At 70.8% G+C, this 20,867-nt stretch carries 19 protein-coding genes; 11 read left to right on the top strand and 8 right to left on the bottom strand.

The genetic code is table 11. The features are described 5' to 3' along the window. Nucleotides 1–5 precede the first annotated feature (5 nt). The gene (locus ABZV77_RS34560) at nucleotides 6–932 is read right to left on the bottom strand and encodes an aminoglycoside phosphotransferase family protein (RefSeq protein WP_356265795.1); all 927 of its coding nucleotides are present in this window, start codon (nucleotides 930–932) and stop codon (nucleotides 6–8) included. Between the two features lie 283 nt (nucleotides 933–1,215). Here ABZV77_RS34560 and ABZV77_RS34555 point away from each other — a divergent pair, with 283 nt between their 5' ends. Both ABZV77_RS34555 and ABZV77_RS34550 read left to right on the top strand, forming a co-directional pair. Continuing rightward, nucleotides 1,216–1,518 (top strand): hypothetical protein, encoded by a 303-nt coding sequence (locus ABZV77_RS34555; protein WP_356265792.1) that lies wholly within the window; start codon nucleotides 1,216–1,218, stop codon nucleotides 1,516–1,518. Continuing rightward, entirely contained in the window at nucleotides 1,515–4,199 is a 2,685-nt protein-coding gene (locus ABZV77_RS34550) for a tetratricopeptide repeat protein (RefSeq protein ID WP_356265789.1), read from the top strand. Before ABZV77_RS34555 ends, ABZV77_RS34550 begins: the two co-directional genes overlap by 4 nt. On the opposite strand, the gene ABZV77_RS34545 is transcribed toward ABZV77_RS34550, so the two are convergent. From ABZV77_RS34545 to ABZV77_RS34530, 4 genes are all read right to left on the bottom strand, one after another. Beyond that, the gene (locus ABZV77_RS34545; RefSeq protein WP_356265786.1) at nucleotides 4,167–5,276 is read right to left on the bottom strand and encodes an MFS transporter; all 1,110 of its coding nucleotides are present in this window, start codon (nucleotides 5,274–5,276) and stop codon (nucleotides 4,167–4,169) included. The genes ABZV77_RS34550 and ABZV77_RS34545 overlap by 33 nt on opposite strands. Nucleotides 5,277–5,333: 57 nt before the next feature. Further along, the gene (locus tag ABZV77_RS34540) at nucleotides 5,334–6,395 is read right to left on the bottom strand and encodes a hypothetical protein (RefSeq protein ID WP_356265784.1); all 1,062 of its coding nucleotides are present in this window, start codon (nucleotides 6,393–6,395) and stop codon (nucleotides 5,334–5,336) included. Between the two features lie 123 nt (nucleotides 6,396–6,518). Beyond that, the gene (locus ABZV77_RS34535) at nucleotides 6,519–7,559 is read right to left on the bottom strand and encodes a hypothetical protein (RefSeq protein ID WP_356265781.1); all 1,041 of its coding nucleotides are present in this window, start codon (nucleotides 7,557–7,559) and stop codon (nucleotides 6,519–6,521) included. An 80-nt stretch (nucleotides 7,560–7,639) separates the two neighbouring features. Beyond that, the gene (locus tag ABZV77_RS34530; RefSeq protein WP_356265778.1) at nucleotides 7,640–8,671 is read right to left on the bottom strand and encodes a hypothetical protein; all 1,032 of its coding nucleotides are present in this window, start codon (nucleotides 8,669–8,671) and stop codon (nucleotides 7,640–7,642) included. An 81-nt stretch (nucleotides 8,672–8,752) separates the two neighbouring features. Here ABZV77_RS34530 and ABZV77_RS34525 point away from each other — a divergent pair, with 81 nt between their 5' ends. Next, nucleotides 8,753–9,205: a DUF4442 domain-containing protein gene (locus ABZV77_RS34525; protein ID WP_356265775.1), complete on the top strand. Its 453-nt coding sequence runs from the start codon at nucleotides 8,753–8,755 to the stop codon at nucleotides 9,203–9,205. A 155-nt stretch (nucleotides 9,206–9,360) separates the two neighbouring features. On the opposite strand, the gene ABZV77_RS34520 is transcribed toward ABZV77_RS34525, so the two are convergent. Next, nucleotides 9,361–9,867: a hypothetical protein gene (locus tag ABZV77_RS34520; protein WP_356265772.1), complete on the bottom strand. Its 507-nt coding sequence runs from the start codon at nucleotides 9,865–9,867 to the stop codon at nucleotides 9,361–9,363. Between the two features lie 185 nt (nucleotides 9,868–10,052). On the opposite strand from ABZV77_RS34520, the gene ABZV77_RS34515 reads away from it, so the two are divergent. The 5 genes from ABZV77_RS34515 to ABZV77_RS34495 all read left to right on the top strand — a co-directional run bounded on the left by ABZV77_RS34515 (nucleotide 10,053) and on the right by ABZV77_RS34495 (nucleotide 17,176). Next, on the top strand, nucleotides 10,053–11,285 hold the full coding sequence (locus ABZV77_RS34515; protein ID WP_356265769.1) for a sensor histidine kinase: 1,233 nt from the start codon (nucleotides 10,053–10,055) through the stop codon (nucleotides 11,283–11,285). Then, nucleotides 11,282–11,977, top strand: coding sequence for a response regulator transcription factor (locus tag ABZV77_RS34510; RefSeq protein ID WP_356265767.1), 696 nt, complete (start codon nucleotides 11,282–11,284; stop codon nucleotides 11,975–11,977). Before ABZV77_RS34515 ends, ABZV77_RS34510 begins: the two co-directional genes overlap by 4 nt. 311 nt (nucleotides 11,978–12,288) lie before the next feature. Further along, complete coding sequence (locus tag ABZV77_RS34505) at nucleotides 12,289–14,775, top strand: glycoside hydrolase family 3 N-terminal domain-containing protein (RefSeq protein WP_356265764.1); 2,487 nt, start codon at nucleotides 12,289–12,291, stop codon at nucleotides 14,773–14,775. Further along, entirely contained in the window at nucleotides 14,772–16,433 is a 1,662-nt protein-coding gene (locus ABZV77_RS34500; RefSeq protein ID WP_356265762.1) for a carboxylesterase family protein, read from the top strand. Before ABZV77_RS34505 ends, ABZV77_RS34500 begins: the two co-directional genes overlap by 4 nt. 86 nt (nucleotides 16,434–16,519) lie before the next feature. Further along, on the top strand, nucleotides 16,520–17,176 hold the full coding sequence (locus ABZV77_RS34495) for a DedA family protein (RefSeq protein WP_356265759.1): 657 nt from the start codon (nucleotides 16,520–16,522) through the stop codon (nucleotides 17,174–17,176). A 13-nt stretch (nucleotides 17,177–17,189) separates the two neighbouring features. On the opposite strand, the gene ABZV77_RS34490 is transcribed toward ABZV77_RS34495, so the two are convergent. After that, nucleotides 17,190–17,723 carry a gamma carbonic anhydrase family protein gene (locus ABZV77_RS34490; RefSeq protein ID WP_356265756.1) on the bottom strand — a complete coding sequence of 178 codons (534 nt, stop codon included), beginning with the start codon at nucleotides 17,721–17,723 and terminating at the stop codon, nucleotides 17,190–17,192. Between the two features lie 164 nt (nucleotides 17,724–17,887). Here ABZV77_RS34490 and ABZV77_RS34485 point away from each other — a divergent pair, with 164 nt between their 5' ends. Next, on the top strand, nucleotides 17,888–18,634 hold the full coding sequence (locus ABZV77_RS34485) for an acyltransferase (RefSeq protein ID WP_356265753.1): 747 nt from the start codon (nucleotides 17,888–17,890) through the stop codon (nucleotides 18,632–18,634). Nucleotides 18,635–18,677: 43 nt separating this feature from the next. Here ABZV77_RS34485 and ABZV77_RS34480 read toward each other — a convergent pair whose 3' ends face one another. After that, nucleotides 18,678–19,571: a DMT family transporter gene (locus ABZV77_RS34480; RefSeq protein ID WP_356265750.1), complete on the bottom strand. Its 894-nt coding sequence runs from the start codon at nucleotides 19,569–19,571 to the stop codon at nucleotides 18,678–18,680. 105 nt (nucleotides 19,572–19,676) lie between these two features. Here ABZV77_RS34480 and ABZV77_RS34475 point away from each other — a divergent pair, with 105 nt between their 5' ends. After that, the gene (locus ABZV77_RS34475) at nucleotides 19,677–20,261 is read left to right on the top strand and encodes an XRE family transcriptional regulator (protein ID WP_356265748.1); all 585 of its coding nucleotides are present in this window, start codon (nucleotides 19,677–19,679) and stop codon (nucleotides 20,259–20,261) included. Nucleotides 20,262–20,280: 19 nt separating this feature from the next. After that, the gene (locus ABZV77_RS34470; RefSeq protein ID WP_356265745.1) at nucleotides 20,281–20,847 is read left to right on the top strand and encodes a YbaK/EbsC family protein; all 567 of its coding nucleotides are present in this window, start codon (nucleotides 20,281–20,283) and stop codon (nucleotides 20,845–20,847) included. Nucleotides 20,848–20,867 lie beyond the last annotated feature (20 nt).

Raw genomic sequence — 20,867 nt, 5'->3', positions numbered from 1 at the left:
AGCACCTACCAAGCGCCGTCAGGCCGCCAGTCCCGGGGTTCGTCGTCGTTACGCAGCCCAGCTATACGCCGCCTGTACTCAGCCGCCGTGCGCTCATCCTCCTGCACGTTCTGCATGAGCCACGTCGTCATGCTGAACTCCTGCAGGCCCCGCAGCGTCTCGTACCCGTCCCAGTCGTACAGGTCGCGCCCGTAAGCGGCCACGAAGTCGGCGTACTGCTCGTCGGTCTGCCACCCGAGGCTGTGGTGCTCGGTAGCCGTGACCATCAGATCCCACTCAGGATGATCGAAGCAGAACCCTTCGAAGTCGATCAGGATCACTTGCCCCTGGTCATCCACCATGAGGTTCTGCACGTGAGCGTCCCCGTGTACGGGACCCTTCGGCGTCGCGAACCGCAGCTCGGCGAACTTGTCCCGCAGCTCCCGCGCCCGCTTCCGCAGAAAGACCTTGTCATCGTCCGGGATCACGGCCCGATCAAGGCGCAACTCCTGCTTGTCGAAGGGCTCGAACGACGGCAGGTGAAGGCCATCCGGCACAGACAGCGAGTGCAGATCCCGCAGTACACCGCCCAGCTCGCCATATGTCGCCTTCCGGTCGCCCTCGACGATCAGGTGCCAGAACGTCACGGGGTGGTCGTCGATCAAGAGCGGCTGCTCAAGATCCTCGATGACGCGAGCAGCGGGGAACCCTTCAGCGGTCAGCCAGCGGGAGACGCCCACTTCGGTACGGGCTTTAGGTAGCCACTCCGTCCCACGAGCCACGCGCACGATCACCGGTATGGAGGCCAGCCGAAACAGTGCGTTCTCCCCGAGACGGATCAACTCCGCACCCCTGTCGTCGAGCCCCGCGGCTTGGCACGCGGCCACCATCACCCGCGTCGCCCTCGCCGACGTGAACCCCTCTTCCGACCCCCGAGCAGCGTCAACCGCCATGCCCGTACCAGCTCCCCTAGTCGCGCGCGATCAACCGACGCACACTTCGGGCGACCAACCCGCGCGCGCCGGACACGACATCGACCGTACCGTGGCGCCCCTTCAGGACGAGGGGCCCAGCGGATCAATCCTCGGTCCGTGCAGTCAGTGACGGTCGTACAACGAGAGGCTTCCTTCGTTCTGAGCCGTCACGAAGGACCCAGCACTGAAGTTCGGCCGGGAGGCCTTGTTCGGCATCCGGCAGTGGGATGATGGGCCATCACATAGCGTGAGGGGGCGTCAGATGGGCCGCACGGGGCGTTGGTTGCTGGTAATCGCCGGGGCGTTGATGGTGTTCGGCGTGTGCGTATGGCTAGGGGATGTGCTGCTGCCGTGGGATCAGGCGACCCGGATCGGCACGGGTGCGGGTGCCGGAGCCGTGATTGCGGGTGTGCTCGGTGCCTGGGCATCGGCGCAAATCGGCTCCCCTACCCCCTCGCCCACTCCGCCTGCGGGTGCACAGACCGCTTCTGGTGAGCGGGCGGTGGTCACTCAAGACAATTCCGGGATCATCATCACGGGAGACAACGGCTCCGTTCAGCGATGACTGAGGCACAGATTCCGTCGCCGCCGGGAGACCGTTCCACTGCGGCAGGCCACAGCTCGGGAGTGATCGCTACCGGCGACCAAGCTCGAATCGAGCAGCGGAACCTCGTCATACCTCCTGGGGCACTCCGGGCCGCGATTGAGGATGAAGCGGTTGAGCGGATCAACAATCTACCTGCGCTCGACAGCCGCGTTTTCAAAGGACGAAATGACGCGCTGGCCGCGTTGCAGAGCTTGCCCGCGACGGGGACAGGCATCGTCACGCAGACCGTGCGCGGGATGGGCGGGGTTGGCAAGACCACCCTGGTCCTGCACCATGCCCGCTCGTATCTGGCGACCGGGCATGGGCCGGTGTGGTGGATCGAAGCATCATCGGCTCCAGCCATCACCGCCGCTCTGGCCTCCCTGGCCACAGCCCTCAATCCGGTGCACGGCGCGCTACCGCTGGAGGAAGCCGCAGCATGGGCTGTGACATGGCTGCAGGGTCGCACCGGGTGGCTGTTGGTCTTCGACAACGCGGAAGATCCGGCCGACCTGCGCCCCTATCTAGGCTCCTTGAGCACCGGTCAGACCATGGTCACCACTCGCCGCGATCTTCCCTGGCAGGACCTTGGCAGCCCTCTGCGTCTGGGCACCCTCGCCCCTGAAGACTCCGTAGTGGTGCTTCAAGAGATCACCGGCGTTCGCGGCGATAGCGATGCCGGGGGGCTTGCCGACCTTGCCGAGAATCTTGGGCATCTGCCCTTGGCTCTGCAGCAAGCGGGGGCGTACATGGCACAAACCTGCACCAGCGCAGACGACTATCTGAAGAAGCTGCGTGCAGATCCCGCTGGCGTGCTGGCCGCCACTCCGCCCGGTGACCCGCAGCAGCGCACCATTGCCCAGTTGTGGAGTGTCACGCTCAATGCAGTACACGCTGCTGACCAGCATGCAGTTGAGCTGCTGCGCATCTTGGCCCACTGCGGATCCGAGCCCTTGCCCCGCCGAGTACTCGGGACCTCCATGCCCGGGGTTCCGGATGTGGATCATGCGCTGGGAACACTTGCTGCTTACAGCATGATCACCCTCACCGACGCCACTGTTACCGTCCACCGCCTTGTGCAGGCGGTGTTGCGCAGCACCACCACGGCGCCCACTCCACCATCGTCATCCGGCAGGGTCCGGAGACTGCTGCGCCGATCTCGGCCTGCCAGCCCACCTCACCCAAGCGAATCCGCCCTGGCGTTGCTGTATGCAGCCATGCCGTCGGATAGTCCTGAGGACGTGCAGACCTGGCCGGAATGGCAAGACCTGCTACCCCATGTGCAAGCCGTGAGCGCACACCATCACGGCGCGGAAACGGCCCTGAAATCCGCTGACTTGCTCGGGGCAGCGGCGTTCTACGTATCGGCCCGCGGCCAGGCAAACCAAGCCTTGCCGCTGGCGGAGCGGGCGCTGGCCATCACCGAGGCTGTGCTCGGCCCCGACCACCCCGACACCGCCACCCGCCTGAACAACCTGGCAGCCACCTTCAGCGACCTGGGGCGGCACGCCAAGGCCCTGCCGCTGAAGGAGCGGGCGCTGGCCATCACCGAGGCCGTGCTCGGCCCCGACCACCCCACCACCGCCACCCGCCTGGGCAACCTGGCATACACCTTCAGCGACCTGGGGCAGTACTCCAAGGCCCTGCCGCTGGAGGAGCGGGCGCTGGCCATCGCCGAGGCCGTGCTCGGCCCCGACCACCCCGACACCGCCCTCTGCCTGGGCAACCTGGCATACACCTTCAGCAACCTGGGGCGGCACGCCAAGGCCCTGCCGCTGGAGGAGCGGGCGCTGGCCATCGCCGAGGCCGTGCTCGGCCCCGACCACCCCACCACCGCCCTCTGCCTGGGCAACCTGGCATACACCTTCAGCAACCTGGGGCAGTACTCCAAGGCCCTGCCGCTGGAGGAGCGGGCGCTGGCCATCACCGAGGCCGTGCTCGGCCCCGACCACCCCACCACCGCCACCCGCCTGGGCAACCTGGCAGCCACCTTCAGTGTGTTGGGACGGTACGCCGAGGCCCTGCCGCTGAAGGAGCGGGCGCTGGCCATCAGCGAGGCCGTGCTCGGCCCCGACCACCCCGACACCGCCCTCTGCCTGGGCAACCTGGCAGCCACCTTCAGTGTGTTGGGACGGTACGCCGAGGCCCTGCCGCTGAAGGAGCGGGCGCTGGCCATCAGCGAGGCCGCACTCGGCCCCGACCACCCCGACACCGCCCTCCGCCTGGGCAACCTGGCATACACCTTCAGCGACCTGGGGCAGTACGCCGAGGCCCTGCCGCTGGAAGAGCGGGCGCTGGCCATCAGCGAGGCCGCACTCGGCCCCGACCACCCCATCACCGCCACCCGCCTGGGCAACCTGGCAGCCACCTTCAGTGTGTTGGGACGGTACGCCGAGGCCCTGCCGCTGGAGGAGCGGGCGCTGGCCATCAGCGAGGCCGTGCTCGGTCCCGACCATCCCGACACCGCCCTCCGCCTGGGCAACCTGGCATCCACCTTCAGCGACCTGGGGCAGTACGCCAAGGCCCTGCCGCTGAAGGAGCGGGCGCTGGCCATCACCGAGGCCGCACTCGGCCCCGACCACCCCACCACCGCCATCCACCTGAACAATCTCACAGCGATCCGTGAACTACTGGAAGGCGAGACGAGGGACGAACCGTAGCCACACCACCCAGTGCGGCAAAGCGGCGCGAGACCCAGACGTGAGGTTACGTTCACCAATGTGTTGCGCGGTCATCCAAGAGACGCCGAACACCTCGATCGCCACACCGCTGACGAACATCACCGCGGCGAGACCGGCGACCGGCAGCGGCACGGCGAGCGCCGCCGAGGGCGCGGCCAGCGGGAAGACGCAGAGGGTGCCCGCGAACAGCAGGCGCCGCGGCTTCCACCGCATCATCAGGAACGCCCCGCCGACCGTGCCCGCGCCGAACGCGCCGAGTGCCAGGCCCCACGGCCCGGCGCCGCCCAGCTCGTCGCGCGCCACCAGCGGCCCGAACACCGACTCGGCGGCGCCGACCACCGCCACCACCACCGAGAACTGCGCCACGATCGACCAGAGCCAGGGCCGTCCGGTGAACTCGCGCCAGCCGTCCCGCAGGTCGGCGATGAGCCCCTCGCCGGGCGCCCGCTTCGGGATGTGGCTCACATCGAGGAAGCACCGCAGCGCCCCCGCGACCGCGAACGCCGCGGCGTCCACCGCAAGCACCCAGCCGGGACCGATCGCCGCCACCAGCAGACCGCCGAGCGCCGCCCCGCCGAGCCCGGCCCCCTGCATCGCCATGCGGTACAGCGCGAACGCGCGGCCGACCTGCTCGCCGCTGACCGACGACATCAGCATGCCCTCGGCGGCGGGCCCGAAGAAGGCCTGGCCGACGCCGCCAAGCCCGCCGAGCAGCATCATCTGCCAGAGCTGGGGTTCGCCCGCGATGACGAGCACGGCGAAGGCGGCCTGCGACACGCAGTTGAGGGCGTTGGCCGCGACCATGACGTGGTGCCGCGGCAGCCGGTCGGCGAGCGCCCCGCCGATGAGCAGGAACAGCACGAGCGGCAGCGTCCGCGCGGCCGCCACGAGCCCGACGTCCCCGCCGTCGCCTCCCGCGTCGAGCACCGCGAACGCCGCCGCGATCAACGCCCCGTGGCTTCCGAGGTTCGTCACGATCGCGGCGGCGGTCAGCAGCGTGTAGTTGCGGCCTGCCCAGGAGGGGCGGCGGCTCGGCGCGGGGGCGGGAGTCGTCACGCCGGGACTATCCCCGGCGGGCGGCCGACTTGCCAAACCGATTCCGTGCGGGCCGCCTCAGGACTCGGGCGTCTCCTTGCTCAGCCGCACCGTGCCGAGGATCTTCTTCACGAGGTCGTCGGAGACCTCTTCCTTGACGCCCTTGGCGCCGTAGAGGGTCCAGGCGACGAATTCACCGGCGCCGTTCTTGAAGGCGAACGTGGTGGCCTTGCCCTCGGAGTCGCACTTGGCCGACGTGGCGGCACCGGACGTCGTCGACGTGGCGACGCTGCCCTTGACCCCGGACTTGGTGGTGAAGTCCTCGATCTCGCCGATCTTGATCTTCTTCTTGTCGGCCTTCGTCTGCTCGGTGTAGCCGCCGAAGACCCACCAGGCCGAGTCGTTGCGCGCGACGTCCTTGGTGTTCTTGGCGCCGTTCTGGCCCTTGGTGCCGACCGCGGCGAGCGAGGTGTCGTCGGGCTCGCCGTCCTTGTCGTCGTCGGACGTGCACCACTTGTCCTTGAAGATCGCGGGCGCGGACATGCCGATGATCGTCTTCGCGCCTTCTTCCTTGCGGTCGTCGAAGGCGATGAAGGTGTCCGGCGTCTCGACCTTCCAGTCCGGCGGGACGTCGAAGGCGGTGCCCCACTTGGGGTTCACGACGACCTGCCAGCCGTCGATCATGGGCTTGTTGTCGTCGCCCTCGCGCGCGTTCCCGTCGTCACTCGCCGACGGGCTCGGCTTCTTCGGCGCGGACTTCGAGGGCTTCGCGGGGCCCGCCTCGTCGTTCTTGTCGTCATCGCCGCCGAAGACCAGGAAGCCGGTGACCCCGGCCGCCACCACCACGGCGAGCGCCGCCACGATGGCGGTGACCTTCGTCTTGTTGCCGCCGCCACCGCCCTGTCCGCCACCGGCCTGCTGCGGCGGCATGGGCGGCGGCGTCGGAGCCGCCCACTGCGACTGCTCGGGCTGCGAGTACGCGCCCGAGTGCGGCTGCTGCTGGTAGCCACCCGCAGGCTGCTGCTGGTATCCCGGCTGCTGATACGGGTTCGGCTGCTGGTACCCCGGCTGCTGGTACGGGTTCTGACTCTGGTCCTGCGGGTTCTGCTCGCCCCCGGGCGGCTGATTTTCTGGCCACATGGCCAGTAACCATAGAGGTGCCGGGGACCTGGTGCCATGTGCGCCCCCTGTGGGGCGGGTGGAGAAGAGTGCAGGAAGGGGGCGAAGGGTGCGGAGACGGGTGCGGAGAAGCGGTGGAACGCCTCAGGATTCCGTCGGGTCTCCGTGGGTGCGCACCGTGCTGAGGATCTTCATCACGGTCTTCTCCGGTATCTCTTCCTTCACGCCCTTGGCGCCGTAGAGGCTCCAGGCGACGTACTCGCCCTCGCCGTTCTTGAAGCCGAAGGTGATCGCCTTGCCGTCCGACGCGCACTTGCCCTTCTGCGGCGTGTTCGTGGACTGGGCGCGGGCGATGCTCCCCTTGATGCCGGACTTGGTGGTGTACGGCTCCGCCTTCTCGTCGGAGGTGAAGCTCTTCTTGTCCGGCTGGGTGTATCCGGCGTAGACCCACCACGCGACCTGGTTGACCGCGACCTCGTCGGTGTTCTTCGCGCCGTTGGCGCCCTTCGTGCCCACGGCGGCGAGCTCGTGGTCCTCGGTCCTGCCGTCCTTGTTGTCGTCCGTGACGCACCACTTCGACTTGAGGTACGCGGGCGCCGACATGGTCATCAGCGGCTTGCCGGTCTTGTTGTCCTCGAAGGCGATCGCCGAGCCGGGATTCTGCACCTCCCACTCCGGCGGTACGTCGAAGGCGGTGCCCCACTTCGGGTTCACCACGACGTGCCAGCCCTTGATGGTCGGCTTCAGCTCGTTGTCCGTGTCGCGCCCGCCGTCGGAGCCGTTGTCCGCCGGGGGGCTCGGCTTGTGGGAGCCCGCCGCGGGGGAGTCGGCCTTGGTGTCCTTGTCGTCCCCGCCGCCGAGGACCAGGTATCCGGTGACACCGGCGGCCACGACCACGGCGGCCGCCGTCACGATCGAAACGATCTTGACCTTGTTGCGCCCGCCCCGGTCGCCGCCACCGCCACTGCCACCGGCGCCGCTCGGCGCCTGCGGCATCCCCGTGGGAGCGGTCGGTGCGCTCCACTGGCCCTGCTGCCCGGGCGCGGGCTGCTGGTAGGGGTTGGGCGCCTGGTATCCCGGCTGCTGATAGGGGTTCGGCTGCTGGTACCCCGGCTGCTGGTACGGGTTCTGACTCTGGCCCTGCGAGTTCTGCTCGCCCCCGGGCGGCTGCTGTTCTGGCCACATGGCCGGACACGATACGGGGACCGGTCATGCAAGATCGCAACGGCCCCGGGTCCACGGCGTGCCCGGCTTCCCGAAAGGGGTCAGTCCTGGACGGGGTCGTACAGACGCACCGTTGCGAGGATCTTCTCGACCGTGGCGTCCGGGAGTTCGTCCTTGACGTCCTTGGCGCCGTGGAAGGACCAGGCGACGAACCTGCCCTCCTGGTCCTTGAAGGCGAACACCGTGGCCTTGCCGTCCGATTCGCACTTGCCCTGCTTCTCGACACCGGACGAACTTGCTGTCACCAGGCTGCCCTTGACGCCTGACTTGCTGGTGTACGACTCGGTCGGTCCCGTCGTGACCGTCTTCCTGTCCGGCTGCGTGTACACGCCGTAGACCCAGTTGGTCGCCTCGTGGCGCGCGAACTGCTGGGTGCTCTTCATGCCGCGCCCGCCACGTGTGCCCGCGGCCGCCAGTGGCGTGTCGTCCTTGATGCCGTCCTTGTCCTCGTCGCTCACGCACCACTTCTCCTTGAAGTAGGCGGGGGCCGCGTAAGCGGCGAGGAACGGCGCCGATTCGTCATCGGCGTCCTTGTTGTCGACGATTCCGCCGGCCCAGTCCCGTGACTCCAGGGACCACTGGGCGGGCACGTCGAAGGCGATGCCGACCTTGGGATTGACGACGACCTTCCAGCCCGGAACGGTCGGCTTGGGCATGCCGTCGCCGGTGCGCGGGTTGGGGTCGTCCGAGCCGGTCGGGTCCGCGGAGGCGCTGGACTTCGCCGGGTCGGGCTCGGCGGTGTCGTCCTTGTCGCCGCCGAGGAGCAGGAGGCCGGTGACGCCCGCGGCGACCACGACGGCGCCCGCCGTGGCCATGGCGATCAGCTTGGTGCGGTTGCCGTTGCCCTTGCCGCCCTGCGGCGGCTCGGGCGGCGCTCCCTGCGGGCCTGCGGGCATCGTCGGAGCGTTCCACGGGGCCTGCTGCCCGTACGGATTGGGCTGCTGGTACCCCGGCTGCTGGTAGGGGTTCTGCCCCTGTCCCGGCCCCTGTCCCGACCCCTGGTTCTGCCCTTGGTTCTGTCCCTGACCCTGATGGTTCTGCTCGCCCCCGGGCGGCTGCTCTCCATGCCACATGGGCGTCAACCATAGGTGACGGTGATCCACGCGCGGACAGGTCCTGGTCAAGGGTCCCTACCCGTGGGTAACATCGCGGCCATGAGCGCAGACCAGATGTCGATCGGCGAGATGCTCGCCGCCACGGTTCCGATGGCCCGGACCCTGAACCTCGAGTTCCGGGAGACCGCGCCGGACAGGGCCGTGGTCGCCCTGCCCGACCAGAGCGACTACCACAACCACGTCGGCGGACCGCACGCCGGCGCCATGTTCACGCTGGGCGAGTCCGCGAGCGGGGCCATCGTCCTCGCCGCGTTCGGCGCGGAGCTCTCGCGGGCGGTCCCGCTCGCAGTCAGCGCCGAGATCGCGTACAAGAAGCTGGCCATGGGGCCCGTGACGGCGACGGCGACCCTCGGCCGTCCGGTCGCCGACGTGATCGCCGAACTCGACGCGGGCGAGCGCCCCGAGTTCCCGGTCGCGATCGAGATCCGGCGCGAGGACGGCGCCGTCACCGGTGAGATGACGGTGGTGTGGACGCTGCGGCCCAACGGCTGACCGATTGACCCGCAAGGGAAGGTCTCCGATCCGATCCCCCCTGGGCGCCAGGGGGGATCTATGGGGACCCCAATGTCTGGCTGTACAAGGGCTGTTGGGTAAGCGCATTCGAGTTCGCGTACGAAGCAGCCGCTGCCCACAGGGCAGGCCGGGGCTCAGGGCTGCCCGGCGGCGCGCACCTTCAGCGCTCCCGAGCGGGTGAGCAGCGCGGCGATCGCCATGAACACCAGCCCGTTGGTGACGATCGAGGCGATGTCCTGAGGCGGGGCACCGTGCCGGAAGAAGAAGCGGCCCATCTCGGACTCGTACCAGTAGGTGGCGCCGATGGAGAACACCGAGCGGGCGACGATCAGGCAGATCCAAAGCGCCGCGTAGCTGCGGCCGGCCCGGGCGACGACCTGGCCGTCCGGCTGCCGGAAAACCTGGACCTGGCTGACGGCGACAAGCCCGAACAGCACGCCGGCCGCGAGGCCGCAGATTTCGATGGCCAGGCCGATCCCGTTGTCGAAGAAGGTGTCGACGAACACGGGGACGATGATCACCGCGACGATCAGCGGGCGGAGCAGGCGTCCGCGGCTCACCGCCTTGGTGCCGAGGTCGGCGTGCAGGGTCGTGAGCAGCACGACGACGTTGATGAGGAGAGCGCTCTGCAAGGTGGACATGATTTCCGTCGGTAGGTGAAGTGGGGTTCTTGTCCACACAGCGTCGGACCTGTGCCACGGCCCGGGCGTCGGCCGAGGAGCCGAGGAAGGTGGAGCGCGGATACCTCCACCCTTCTCCACCCTCCTCCACCTGCCGACGGGCCCCGGCCCGGCTGCGGTGCACAGGTGCATGCCAAGCTGAAACCATGGTCATTACCACCGAAGGCAAGCCGTCGTCGGCGCCCCCCGTGCCACCGCGGCCGGGCCTGGCGCGTGCTGACCTCTGGCAGCATGTGCTGCCCCGGGGGCTCGGATTGGCTCTGGTGCTGGTCGGCCTGCCGTTCTCGGACGGGCTTGTCTGGTCCGCCACCACCTGGGCGCTGGTGGTGCTGATGAGCGGCGCCTGGGCGCTGTGGTGTGCGGCCGGCTTCCGTGCGGGATCTCCGGTGCCCGAGGCGTTGGCAGTGCCGATCCTGGGCGTCGCAATGATCAGCGGGAACCTCCTGGTCACCCTCGAACCCAATGCCATGCTGGCCACGGCCATCGTCGGCATGGCGGCGGTGTCGTGCGGATCGAGCCTGTCCACGCTGGTCGGCGCGGCCGTGCTGGCGGCGGGCGTCCTGGCGCTGGCGATCGGCGGGATCGTGGCCGACTTCCCCGGGCAGGCATGGGCGCGCGTCGCCGCCTGGATCGCTGCCCTGCTGGCCTGCCAACTCGCCGGCGCGACCCGGCGCAGCGTCGGGACCCAGCACGCGCAGGCGGAGGAACTGCTGCTGCAGACCCGGCGTGTGCACGAGGAGGAGCAGCGGGCCGCGGCGCTGGCCGAGCGGACCCGGGTCGCCCGGGAGATCCACGACGTCCTGGCGCAGTCGCTGGGTGCCCTGGCGGTGCAGTTGGACGTGACCGACTCGCTGCTCACCGCGGATCCGCCGCGCACCGAAGAGGCGGTGGAGCGGGTCCGCAACGCCCGCCGGATCGCCGTCGACGGACTGACCGAGACCCGCCGCGCGATCGCGGTCCTGCGTGCGGACACCCCGCCCCTGCCGGAGGCCCTCGCCGTGCTGGTCCACGACCACCGCACCGCCTCCGGCGCGCCCGCGACCTTCACACCGGTCGGCACCCCGCGCGCTCTCGAACCGGACGTCGGGCTAGCGTTGCTGAGAGTCGCCCAGGAGTCCCTGGCGAACGCCGCCAAGCACGCCCGCGGACAGGAGCTGACCGCCACTTTGGACTACGAAGAGGACCAGGTGAGGCTGACCGTGCTGTCCGGGCCCGCCGACTCCGGTGGCGGCGAGGCCGGCCCACGGCCCCGAGTGGCGGGGATGGACGGCGGCTACGGTCTGGCGGGTATGCGCGAGCGGTTGCTGCTGGTCGGCGGCGACCTGACGGCGGGCCCCACCCCGCAGGGGTGGCGCGTGCGGGCGGAGGTGCCCGCATGAGTACGCGAGTCGTGGTCGTCGACGATCAGCAGGTGGTCCGCGAAGGCCTGATGACCCTGATGGACATGATGCCCGGCATCGATGTCGTCGCCGGGTGCGCGAACGGCGAGGAGGCCGTCGCCCAGGTCGCCGAAACGCACCCGGACGCGGTGCTGATGGACCTGAGCATGCCGGGGATGGGCGGCGTGGAGGCCACCCGCCGGATCGTGACGGCGCACCCGGACGTGGCTGTCGTGGTGCTGACGACCATGGCGGACGATCAGCTGATTCTCGACGCCCTGCAGGCAGGCGCCCGCGCCTACCTGACCAAGGACGCAGGCAAGACCGAGATCGTCCGCGCGATCGAGGCCGCGCTCGCCCGGCACACCACCTTGGACCCGATCGTCCAGGAGCGGCTGCTGGCCGCCGCCCTGCGCGGCACCGACCAGACGACCGAACGGCGGCGGGCCGAATCGTCGCAGGACCTGCTGACCCCGCGCGAGTCCGACGTACTGCGGCTGCTCGCCCAAGGGTTGTCGAACGGCGCGATCGGCCGTCGCCTGCTGGTGGGGGAGTCCACCGTCAAGACCCACATCAACCACCTGTTCGCCAAGCTCCAGGTCCGCACCCGCGCGGCGGCCGTCGCCTGGGCCCATGCCCACGGTTTCGGACCCGGTGCGGACGACGTGCGCTCTGGCCAGCCCGCCGGGTGAATTCCCGAACGGGTGTCCTCAGGCCCGTGGTTGTGTCCCCTCGGACGTAACCACGGGCCTGACGTCGTTCGGTGACCGGTGAGAGGTGGCGGGTGACTGGCGTCCACTCGTCGCTTCTTGTTCAACTTATTGACACGAGTCATCCTCGGTCATAGTTTTCCCGCCGCCCCTCGTGGTGTCTAACGGCGCGTCAAGTCCTTCTGTCGCATAGTGCGTTCAAAGGGCGAACGACGACCCGCCATTGGCACGTGTACACGCTTCGTTTTGCACAGTCGTGTTCGCGCTCCAGGCACAGAAGGAAGTGACGGCTCATGTCCGACTCCGTGTCCCGGCGGTCAGCTCTCAGGCTGGTCGGCGGTGCGATCACCGTGGCCGCCGCGGCCACGACCGGCGTGGCGGTGCCCTCGCACGCGGCCGCCCGGTCCAGACAGGGCCCCGCCGCGGGCCCCCGCGTCGAGTCCCTCGTCGGCAGACTCACCCTCGACGAGAAGATCTCCCTGCTGCACGGCGCGACCGACCCCAAGAGCCTCGGCCAGGCGGGTTACGTGCCCGGCGTGCCGCGGCTCGGCATCCCCGCGCTGCGCCTCGCCGACGGACCCGCGGGCGTCCGCGTCGCGGCCCGCGCCACCGCCCTGCCCGCCCCCGTCCTGCTCGCCTCCGCCTTCGACCCGGCCCTCGCCCGGCGCTACGGCCAGGTCATCGGCCGCGAAGGGCGCGCCCTCGGGCAGGACGTGCTCCTCTCGCCGATGGTCAACCTCATCCGCACCCCCTACGCGGGCCGCAACTTCGAGACCTTCACGGAGGACCCGCTGCTCGCCGCCGACATGGTGGCCGAGGAGATCAAGGGCATCCAGGGCGAGGGCCTCATCGCCACCGTCAAGCACTTCGCCCTGAACAACCAGGAGAAGGACCGCATGTCCATCGACGTGCGGGCCGACGAACGGACCATGCACGAGACGGAGCTACGGGGGTTCGAGGCGGCCGTCGCCGCGGGCACCGGCGCCGTCATGGGCGCGTACAACAAGGTCAACGGCACCTTCGCCTGCGAGAACAAGACCCTGCTCAGCGACGTCCTGCGCGAGCGCTGGGGCTTCGAGGGGTGGGTGATGACCGACTGGTTCGCGCAGCACAGCACCGTCGCCGCCCTCGCCGCGGGGCTCGACATGGAGATGCCCGACGACGCCTACTTCGGCGCCGCCCTGAAGAAGGCCGTCAAGAACGGCAGCGTCCCCGAGCCGCAGGTCGACCGCTCCGTCCGCCGGATCCTCGGCGTCATGGAGCGGTTCGGACTGCTCGACGAGAGCGCGCCGCCGCGTCCGGGGCGCGACCCGCGGGCCGGTGCGGCGGTCGCCCTCGACGTCGCCAAGGCGGGCGCCACCCTGCTGCGCAACGCCCACGGGACCCTGCCGCTGACGGGCCGCGCCGCCCGCGACATCGCCGTCATCGGGCCCACGGGCCGCTACCCCTTCGTCAGCGGCGGCGGCAGCGCCCACGTCGTCCCCGACCGGGCGGAAAGCCCGCTCGACGCCATCACCGCCCGGGCCGGACGCGGCGCCGACGTCACGTACGCACTGGGCGAGGACCTCTACGGCAAGGCGATCCCCCGGCGCGAGCTCAGCCCCGGTCTCGACACCGAGGGTCAGCGGGTCGCCGCGGGCAAGGAGTGGACGTACGAAGGGACGCTGACGCCCGCCGAGTCGGACGAGTGGACGCTCGTCATCCACTACTCGGGCGAGCGGCCCGCGGTAGAGCTCGACGGTGTCGAGCTCTATCCGACCCAGCCGGGCGTCGGCGAGTTCTTCTCCGGCGGACTCGTCTCCACCGCGCCGGACGGGCTGAACGTCCGGCGCGCGACGCTGCCCCTCACCCCTGCCGGGCACCGGCTGCGGATCAGGGCCAAGGGCGGCGACCGGGGCCAGACGTTCCGACTGCGCCGGGTCACCGGCGCCACCCGCACGGCGGACGTCGCCGCGGCGGTGCGGGCGGCGCGCGGCGCACACAGCGTCGTCCTGTTCGCGTACGAGGATGCGACCGAGGGCCAGGACCGCACGACCGTCGCGCTCCCCGGCCACCAGGAGGACCTGATCAGGGCGGTGGCCGCCGCCAACCCCCGTACGACCGTGGTCCTGAACACGTCGTCGGCCACCTCCATGCCGTGGCTGGAGCGGACCGCCGCCGTGCTGCAGATGTACTACCCCGGCCAGGAGGGCGCGGCCGCCACCGCCGCCGTCCTGTTCGGCGACTGCGACCCCGGCGGCCGCCTCACCCAGTCCTTCCCGGTGGACGACGACCACCACCCGATGGCGGGGAACCCGCTCCGCTATCCGGGGGCGAACGGCGTCGAGGAGTACTCGGAGGGCATCCTCGTCGGCCACCGCTGGTACGACGCCGAAGGGGTGCGGCCGCTCTTCCCCTTCGGGCACGGACTCTCGTACACCACCTTCGCCTACCGGGATCTGACGGTCCGTGGAGTGGGCCGGGGCGTGGACGTGACCTTCACCGTGCGCAACACCGGCAGGCGGGACGGCATCACCGTCGCGCAGGTGTACGTCGGTCCCTCGCCCCACCTGGCGATGACACAGGCCGAGCGGGTGCTCGGCGGCTACGAGCGGGTCGCCCTGCGCGCCGGACAGCAGCGGCGCGTCACCGTCCACGTCGACCGCAGGACCCTGTCGGCATGGGACGCGGCACGCCATGGCTGGGTGCTCGGAACCGGCCGACGGGCCATCCAAGTGGGCACATCCGCAGGCAAGTTGATTCTGTCCGCGCACGCCGTCATCAAGGGGGCAGGTTCATGACTCGGTGCAGGGGAGGGAAGGGCGGCAAGCGCGGCGCACGCGGGCGGATACGTCGTGCCGCCTCGGTCGTCGCCGTCATGGCGGCCGCCGCCGCTGCCTCACTCGTACCGCTGCCGGTGCAGGCCGCGGGCGATCCGGCGGCCGCGGACGGCACGCTGGTGCGCACCGACGCAGGTTGGGTGCGCGGTGAATCGACCGGCGAGGGGCGGCAGTTCCTCGGCATTCCCTACGCGCGGCAGCCCGTCGGCGGCCTGCGCTGGAAGGAGCCCCGTCCCGCGCAGCCCTGGGACGGGGTGCGCGGGGCGACCGGCTTCGGCAACCGCTGTGTGCAGAGCGCCAGTTGGGATCCGGGGTACGAGAAACCCAGCCACACCGAGGACTGCCTCGACCTCAACGTCTACGCGCCCAGGGGGCACGCCGAGCGGCAGCGCCCCGTCATGGTCTGGCTGCACGGCGGCGGGCTCACCGCGGGAGCGGGCGAGGACATCGTGCCCGACACCTTCGCCCGCACCACCGGCACCGTCGTCGTGACCGTCAACTACCGCCTCGGAGCGATGGGCTTCCTCGCCGCCGCGGGTCTCGACGGCGAGGCGTCCGACGGTGTGTCAGAGAACTACGGACTGCTCGACCAGCAGGCCGCGCTGCGCTGGGTGCGCGCCAACATCGGCCGGTTCGGCGGTGACGCGGGCCGTGTCACCATCGCGGGCGAGTCCGCGGGCGGCCGCTCCGTCTGTACGCTGCTCGCCTCGCCCACCGCCCGCGGCCTGTTCCGCGCGGGCATCGTGGAGAGCGGTGCGTACGGCGACTGCGCGGCCCGCGAGCGTGCTCCCGCGGTCCGTGACGGCGCGGCCTTCGCGAAGCAGGCGGGCTGCCCCGACCCGGCGACCGCCCTCGCCTGTCTGCGCCGGAAACCCGCGAAGGACATCCTGGCCGCGCAGGCCGGCTTCGACTGGGGTCCGGTCGTCGGCGGCGCCTTCCTGCCGGTGCAGCCCAAGGACGCGTACGAGAAGGGGAGCGCGGCCCGCGTGCCCGTGCTCAACGGCGCCAACAGCGACGAGGGGAACCTCTTCGCCTTCGGCCGGTTCGACGGCGCCGGTGCCCCGCTCACCGCCGAGCAGTACCCCGCGGCGGTCACCGACGAGTACGGTCCCGACCTGGGCAGGCGCGTCCTGAAGGCGTACCCGCTCGCGGCGCATGCCTCGCCGACGCACGCGTTCGGCGCGGCGACGGGCGACCGGATGTTCGCCTGCACGGCCCTGCGCATGAACACGGCCCTGGCCCACCGCGGACCCGTCTACGCCTACGAGTTCGCGGACCGCACCTCACCGCCCTTCGCCTCGCTGCGCGACCTCGACACCGACTTCGACTTCGGCGCGACCCACGTCAACGAAGTCCAGTACCTCTTCAAGCACTTCGGTCTGGACTCGCCGCTCAACGCCGAACAGCGGGCGCTCGCCCGGCAGATGGTCCAGTACTGGGGCTCCTTCGTCCGCACCGGCGTGCCGCGCGCCGACGGCGGGCCCGCCGCCCCCGACCAGCGCACCCGGCCCGGGCGGCTGCTCTCCCTGCGCACCGCCTCCGCGGGCGGCACCGGGATCAGCACCACGGTGCACGACGCACACCGGTGCGACCTCTGGGACGCCGTTCCGGCCGGGTGACCCCGTCCGGGTAGGCTGCCCGGCGTGCGCGGCCGAGCAGGCGCGCACGCCGGGCACACACACTTTTGACACGGGAGGAACCGGCGTTGCACGTCCAGGAGTGGCTGGAGCACGTACCAGCCGTCAGCATCTACGCGCTGGTGGGCCTCGTCATCGGACTGGAGAGTCTGGGCATCCCGCTGCCCGGCGAGATCGTCCTGGTCTCGGCGGCGCTGCTGTCCTCCCAGCACGGTGACCTCAACCCGGTGATCCTCGGGGCGTGCGCCACCGCGGGCGCCATCATCGGCGACTCCATCGGATACGCCATCGGGCGCAAGGGCGGGCGGCCGCTCCTCGCCTGGCTGGAACGGAAGTTCCCCAAGCACTTCAGTGCCGCGAACGTGGCGACCGCCGAGCGGTCCTTCCAGAAGTGGGGCATGTGGGCGGTCTTCTTCGGCCGCTTCGTCGCCCTCCTGCGCATCTTCGCGGGCCCGCTCGCGGGTGTCCTGCGCATGCCGTACTGGAAGTTCCTGATCGCCAACGTCCTCGGCGGCATCATCTGGGCGGGCGGCACCACCGCCGTCATCTACTACATCGGCGTGGTCGCCGAGGACTGGCTCAAGCGGTTCTCGTACGTGGGACTCGGCATCGCCGTGCTCATCGGCGTCGGCTCGATGCTCTTCGTCAAGCGCCGCGCGAAGAAGGCGGCGGCGGAGGCGGCCGGGACCCCGGTGGCCGAGCCGCAGCCCGTCCCCGCCGACTGAACCGTCCCCCGGGTCAGCCCGCCGCGTGCGCGTCGCGGTGGGCCTTGGCCAGCTCGACGTAGAGCGTGCCGTTGAGCGAGATGCCCTCGCGCTCCTCGTCCGTGAGCGGCCTGCGCACCTTGGCGGGCACGCCCGCGACGAGTGAGCCCGGGGGCACCTGCATGCCCTGGGGCACCAGGGCCTGGGCGGCCACCAGCGAACCGGTGCCGATCACCGCGCCGTTGAGGACGGTGGCGCCCATGCCGATCAGCGAGTCGTCCTCGACGGTGCAGCCGTGCAGGACGGCGTTGTGGCCGACCGAGACGCGCTCCCCGATCGTGATGGGGAAGCCCGGGTCGACGTGGAGGCTGCAGTTGTCCTGGATGTTGCTGTCGGCGCCCACGGCGATGGGCCCGCAGTCGGCGCGCAGCACCGCGCCGTACCAGGCGCTCGCCCCGGCCTGCAGGGTCACCTCACCGATCACGACGGACGTCGGCGCGGTGAACGCGTCCTGGTCGATCTTCGGGTCCTTGCCGCCGATGCCGGTGATGAGTGCCTCGTGGCCCATCGACTCGCTCCCTCTTCCGTACGCCTGCGTGCGCCTGCGTGGCCGTCTGTGTGGCGTCGCGCCTGACGGCACCGTACGGGACGGGGCGGCGCACGCCGCCGTGTGGGGTGAAGATCACAGGCCGGGGGCCTGCGGGACCTCGTGGCGCTGAGTAACGTGAGCCCGTGCCGAAGAACAGGAACACGTTCTCATCCCTTGCCGCCGCGCCGCGCCGACTCGCGCAGCGCGCCGTCCACGCGGGCTGGGAGTGGGTGCAGCGCACGGGCGCGGTGACGGCCGCGCACCCCGGGCGGCTGCGGTTCGGTGCCATCGGCGAGGGCACGAAGCTCGCCTTCCCGCAGGGCACGGTCTTCGGGGAGCCGTGGATCAGGATCGGCGACCACTGCATCGTGGGCCAGCACGTGACGCTCACCGCGGGCCTGATGCCGGACCTCGACCTCGGCCCCGACCCGATCCTGCGCATCGGCAACGGCGTCGTGCTCGGCCGCGGCAGCCACGTCATCGCGGACACGACGGTCTCGATCGGCGACGACTGCTACTTCGGCCCCTATGTGTACGTGACGTCCACCAACCACTCCTACGACGACCCGCACACGCCGATTGGCAAGCAGTGGCCGCGGATGGACCCGGTGGAGATCGGGCCCGGCTGCTGGATCGGGACGGGCGCGGTGATCCTGCCGGGGGCGCGGATCGGCCGCAACGTGGTGGTCGCCGCGGGCGCGGTGGTCCGGGGCGAGGTGCCCGACCATGCCGTGGTGGCCGGGGCGCCCGCGCGGGTCGTACGGACCTGGGATGCCGAGCAGGGCTGGCAGCCGCCCCTGCGCACGCCCGCGCCGATGCCGATTCCTGATGGGGTCACGCCGGAACAGCTCATTGCGCTGGGGGAGTTGGGCGAGTTGGGCGAGGTCTGAGGGTGAAGTCTGCGGGCGGCGGCCCGGGGGCGGGGCGCCTGCCTCAGCTCGCCAGCAGGACCGTGCCCACCAGGGCCAGACCCGCGCCCGCCGCCTGCACCCCGCGCAGCCGTTCCTTCAGGACCGCCCGTGCCGCCAGCGCCGTCACCACCGGGTAGACCGAGGAGAGCACCGCGGCGACGGTGACCGGGCCGTGCTGCGCGGCCACCGAGTACGTGCCGTTGGCGGCGACGTCCGCGAGGCCGACGAAGGCGAGGGCCGGAAGTGCGGCCCACACGATGCCCATGCCGCCCCCTTCTGTCCCGGAACCCTCCGTCCCGGAACCCTCGGGCAGCGCCCTGCCGCCGCGCCGCACGGAGACGTACAGCGCCGTGCCGCCCGCCGCCACGTTCGTCACGCGCTGCACGAAGAGCGCGAGGAACAGCCCGGTCAGACTGCTCGACGCCTCGGCGATCAGGGCCATGACCCCGCCGAATCCGAACGCCGCGAGGAGGGTGAGCAGGACGGCCCGCCGCTGCACGGGGGCGCCGCGCAGTTCGGGCCCGCCCGCCAGCAGGATGCCCACGACCGCCACGGCGATCCCCGCGAACTGGGCGAGGCCCGGCCGCTCGCCCAGCAGGAGTCCGACGCCGACCGGCACGGCGACGCCGAGCGAGCCGAGCGGTGAGACGACGCCCATCGGGCCGAGCGCCAAGGCCTTGTAGAAGGCGAGCATCGCGACGGGGCCGACGAGGCCCGCGGTCACCGCGAACCACAGCTGGGGTCCCCACTCGGTCCACCCGCCGGTCGCGACCACGACCGTGCCGAGCACCGCCACCGCGACCGTCTGCGAGGCCACCACCACTGTGAGGGCGGGGATGCGCCGAGTCAGCAGTCCGCCGCCGAAGTCGGCGAGGCCCCACAGAAGGCTGGTGGCCAGGGCGAACAGTGCGGTCATCGGGGGGCCTCGCAGTACAGTGTGTTGAACCATCTGGGATCATCAGGTGCACCACACCGTAGTTCAGTATCTTGAACTCTGTCATCCAGAATATTGGACGGAAATGTGTCGGACCTCGACCAGCTGACCCAGTCGCTCGCCCGCAACCTCAAGCGCTGGCGCAACGAGAGGGGCTTCACCCTCGACGCCCTGGCCGCCCGCGCGGGCGTGAGCCGCGGCATGATCATCCAGATCGAGCAGGCCAGGACCAACCCCAGCGTGGGCATCACGGTGAAGCTCGCGGACGCGCTGGGCGTCAGCATCACCACGCTCCTCGACTACGAACAGGGGGCGCACGTCCGCCTCGTGCCGCCGGAGCAGGCGGTCCGCATGTGGTCCACGGAGGCAGGGAGCAGTACCACGCTCCTCGTGGGGGCCGAGGCGCGCGGACCGTTCGAGCTGTGGTCCTGGCACCTGATGCCGGGCGAGGGCAGTGACTCCGACGCGCATCCGCCGGGCACCATCGAGCTGCTGCACGTCGCGCGGGGCGAACTGACACTCGTCGTGGACGGCGCCGAGCACGCCGTGGCCGCGGGGACGGCCGCCACCTTCGAGGCCAACGTGCCGCACGGCTACCACAACAAGGGTGCCGAGCCCGTCGAGATGACGATGTCGGTCTCGGTGCCGCCCGCGCACGCGGGCTCCTACTGACGGCTGTTAGCGTGCCGCCATGCGTGCTCCCTTCGGTGAATTCGACGTCGTCAGCCCCGCCCCCGAAGCCCTCGACCTGCTGGTGCCGCCCGTCGCGGAGGCCGTGCGCGGCTGGCGCGGGCCCGTCCCGGCCGACGACCTGATCCATGTCGACACCGACCCGCGGTGGGCCGACACCGCCACGTTCCTGGAGCACTACGGTCCCGGGCTGCTCGACCGGTCCGCCAACTGCGTCGTCGTGGCGGGCAAGCGCGGCGGTGGGACCACGCTCGCCGCGTGCCTCGTGCTGTCCGGGACGCGCGTTGACGTGAACGGCGTGGTGCGCCGCCAACTGGGTGCCCGCAAGGCCTCGTTCGCGCCGATGGACACGGCGACGGGGGAGACCGGCATGGAGTACGGCGGCATCACGCCGATCGGGCTGCCCGCCGCATGGCCGCTGCTGGTCGACGCTGCCGTGGCCGATCTGCCGTACGTCCTGGTGGGCAGCGGCAGTCGGCGCGGCAAGCTCATCGTGCCGGGCAAGGTGTTCGCCGGGCTCCCGAACGCGGTCGTACTCGAAGGGCTCGGCGTCGCCGCCGACGGCTGACGGTCGCCGCACGTGCGGCA

The organism is Streptomyces sp. NPDC004732 (genome assembly GCF_040609235.1).
In the GTDB taxonomy this organism is placed as follows: domain Bacteria; phylum Actinomycetota; class Actinomycetes; order Streptomycetales; family Streptomycetaceae; genus Streptomyces.
This window is presented reverse-complemented; position numbering and strand designations above follow the sequence as displayed.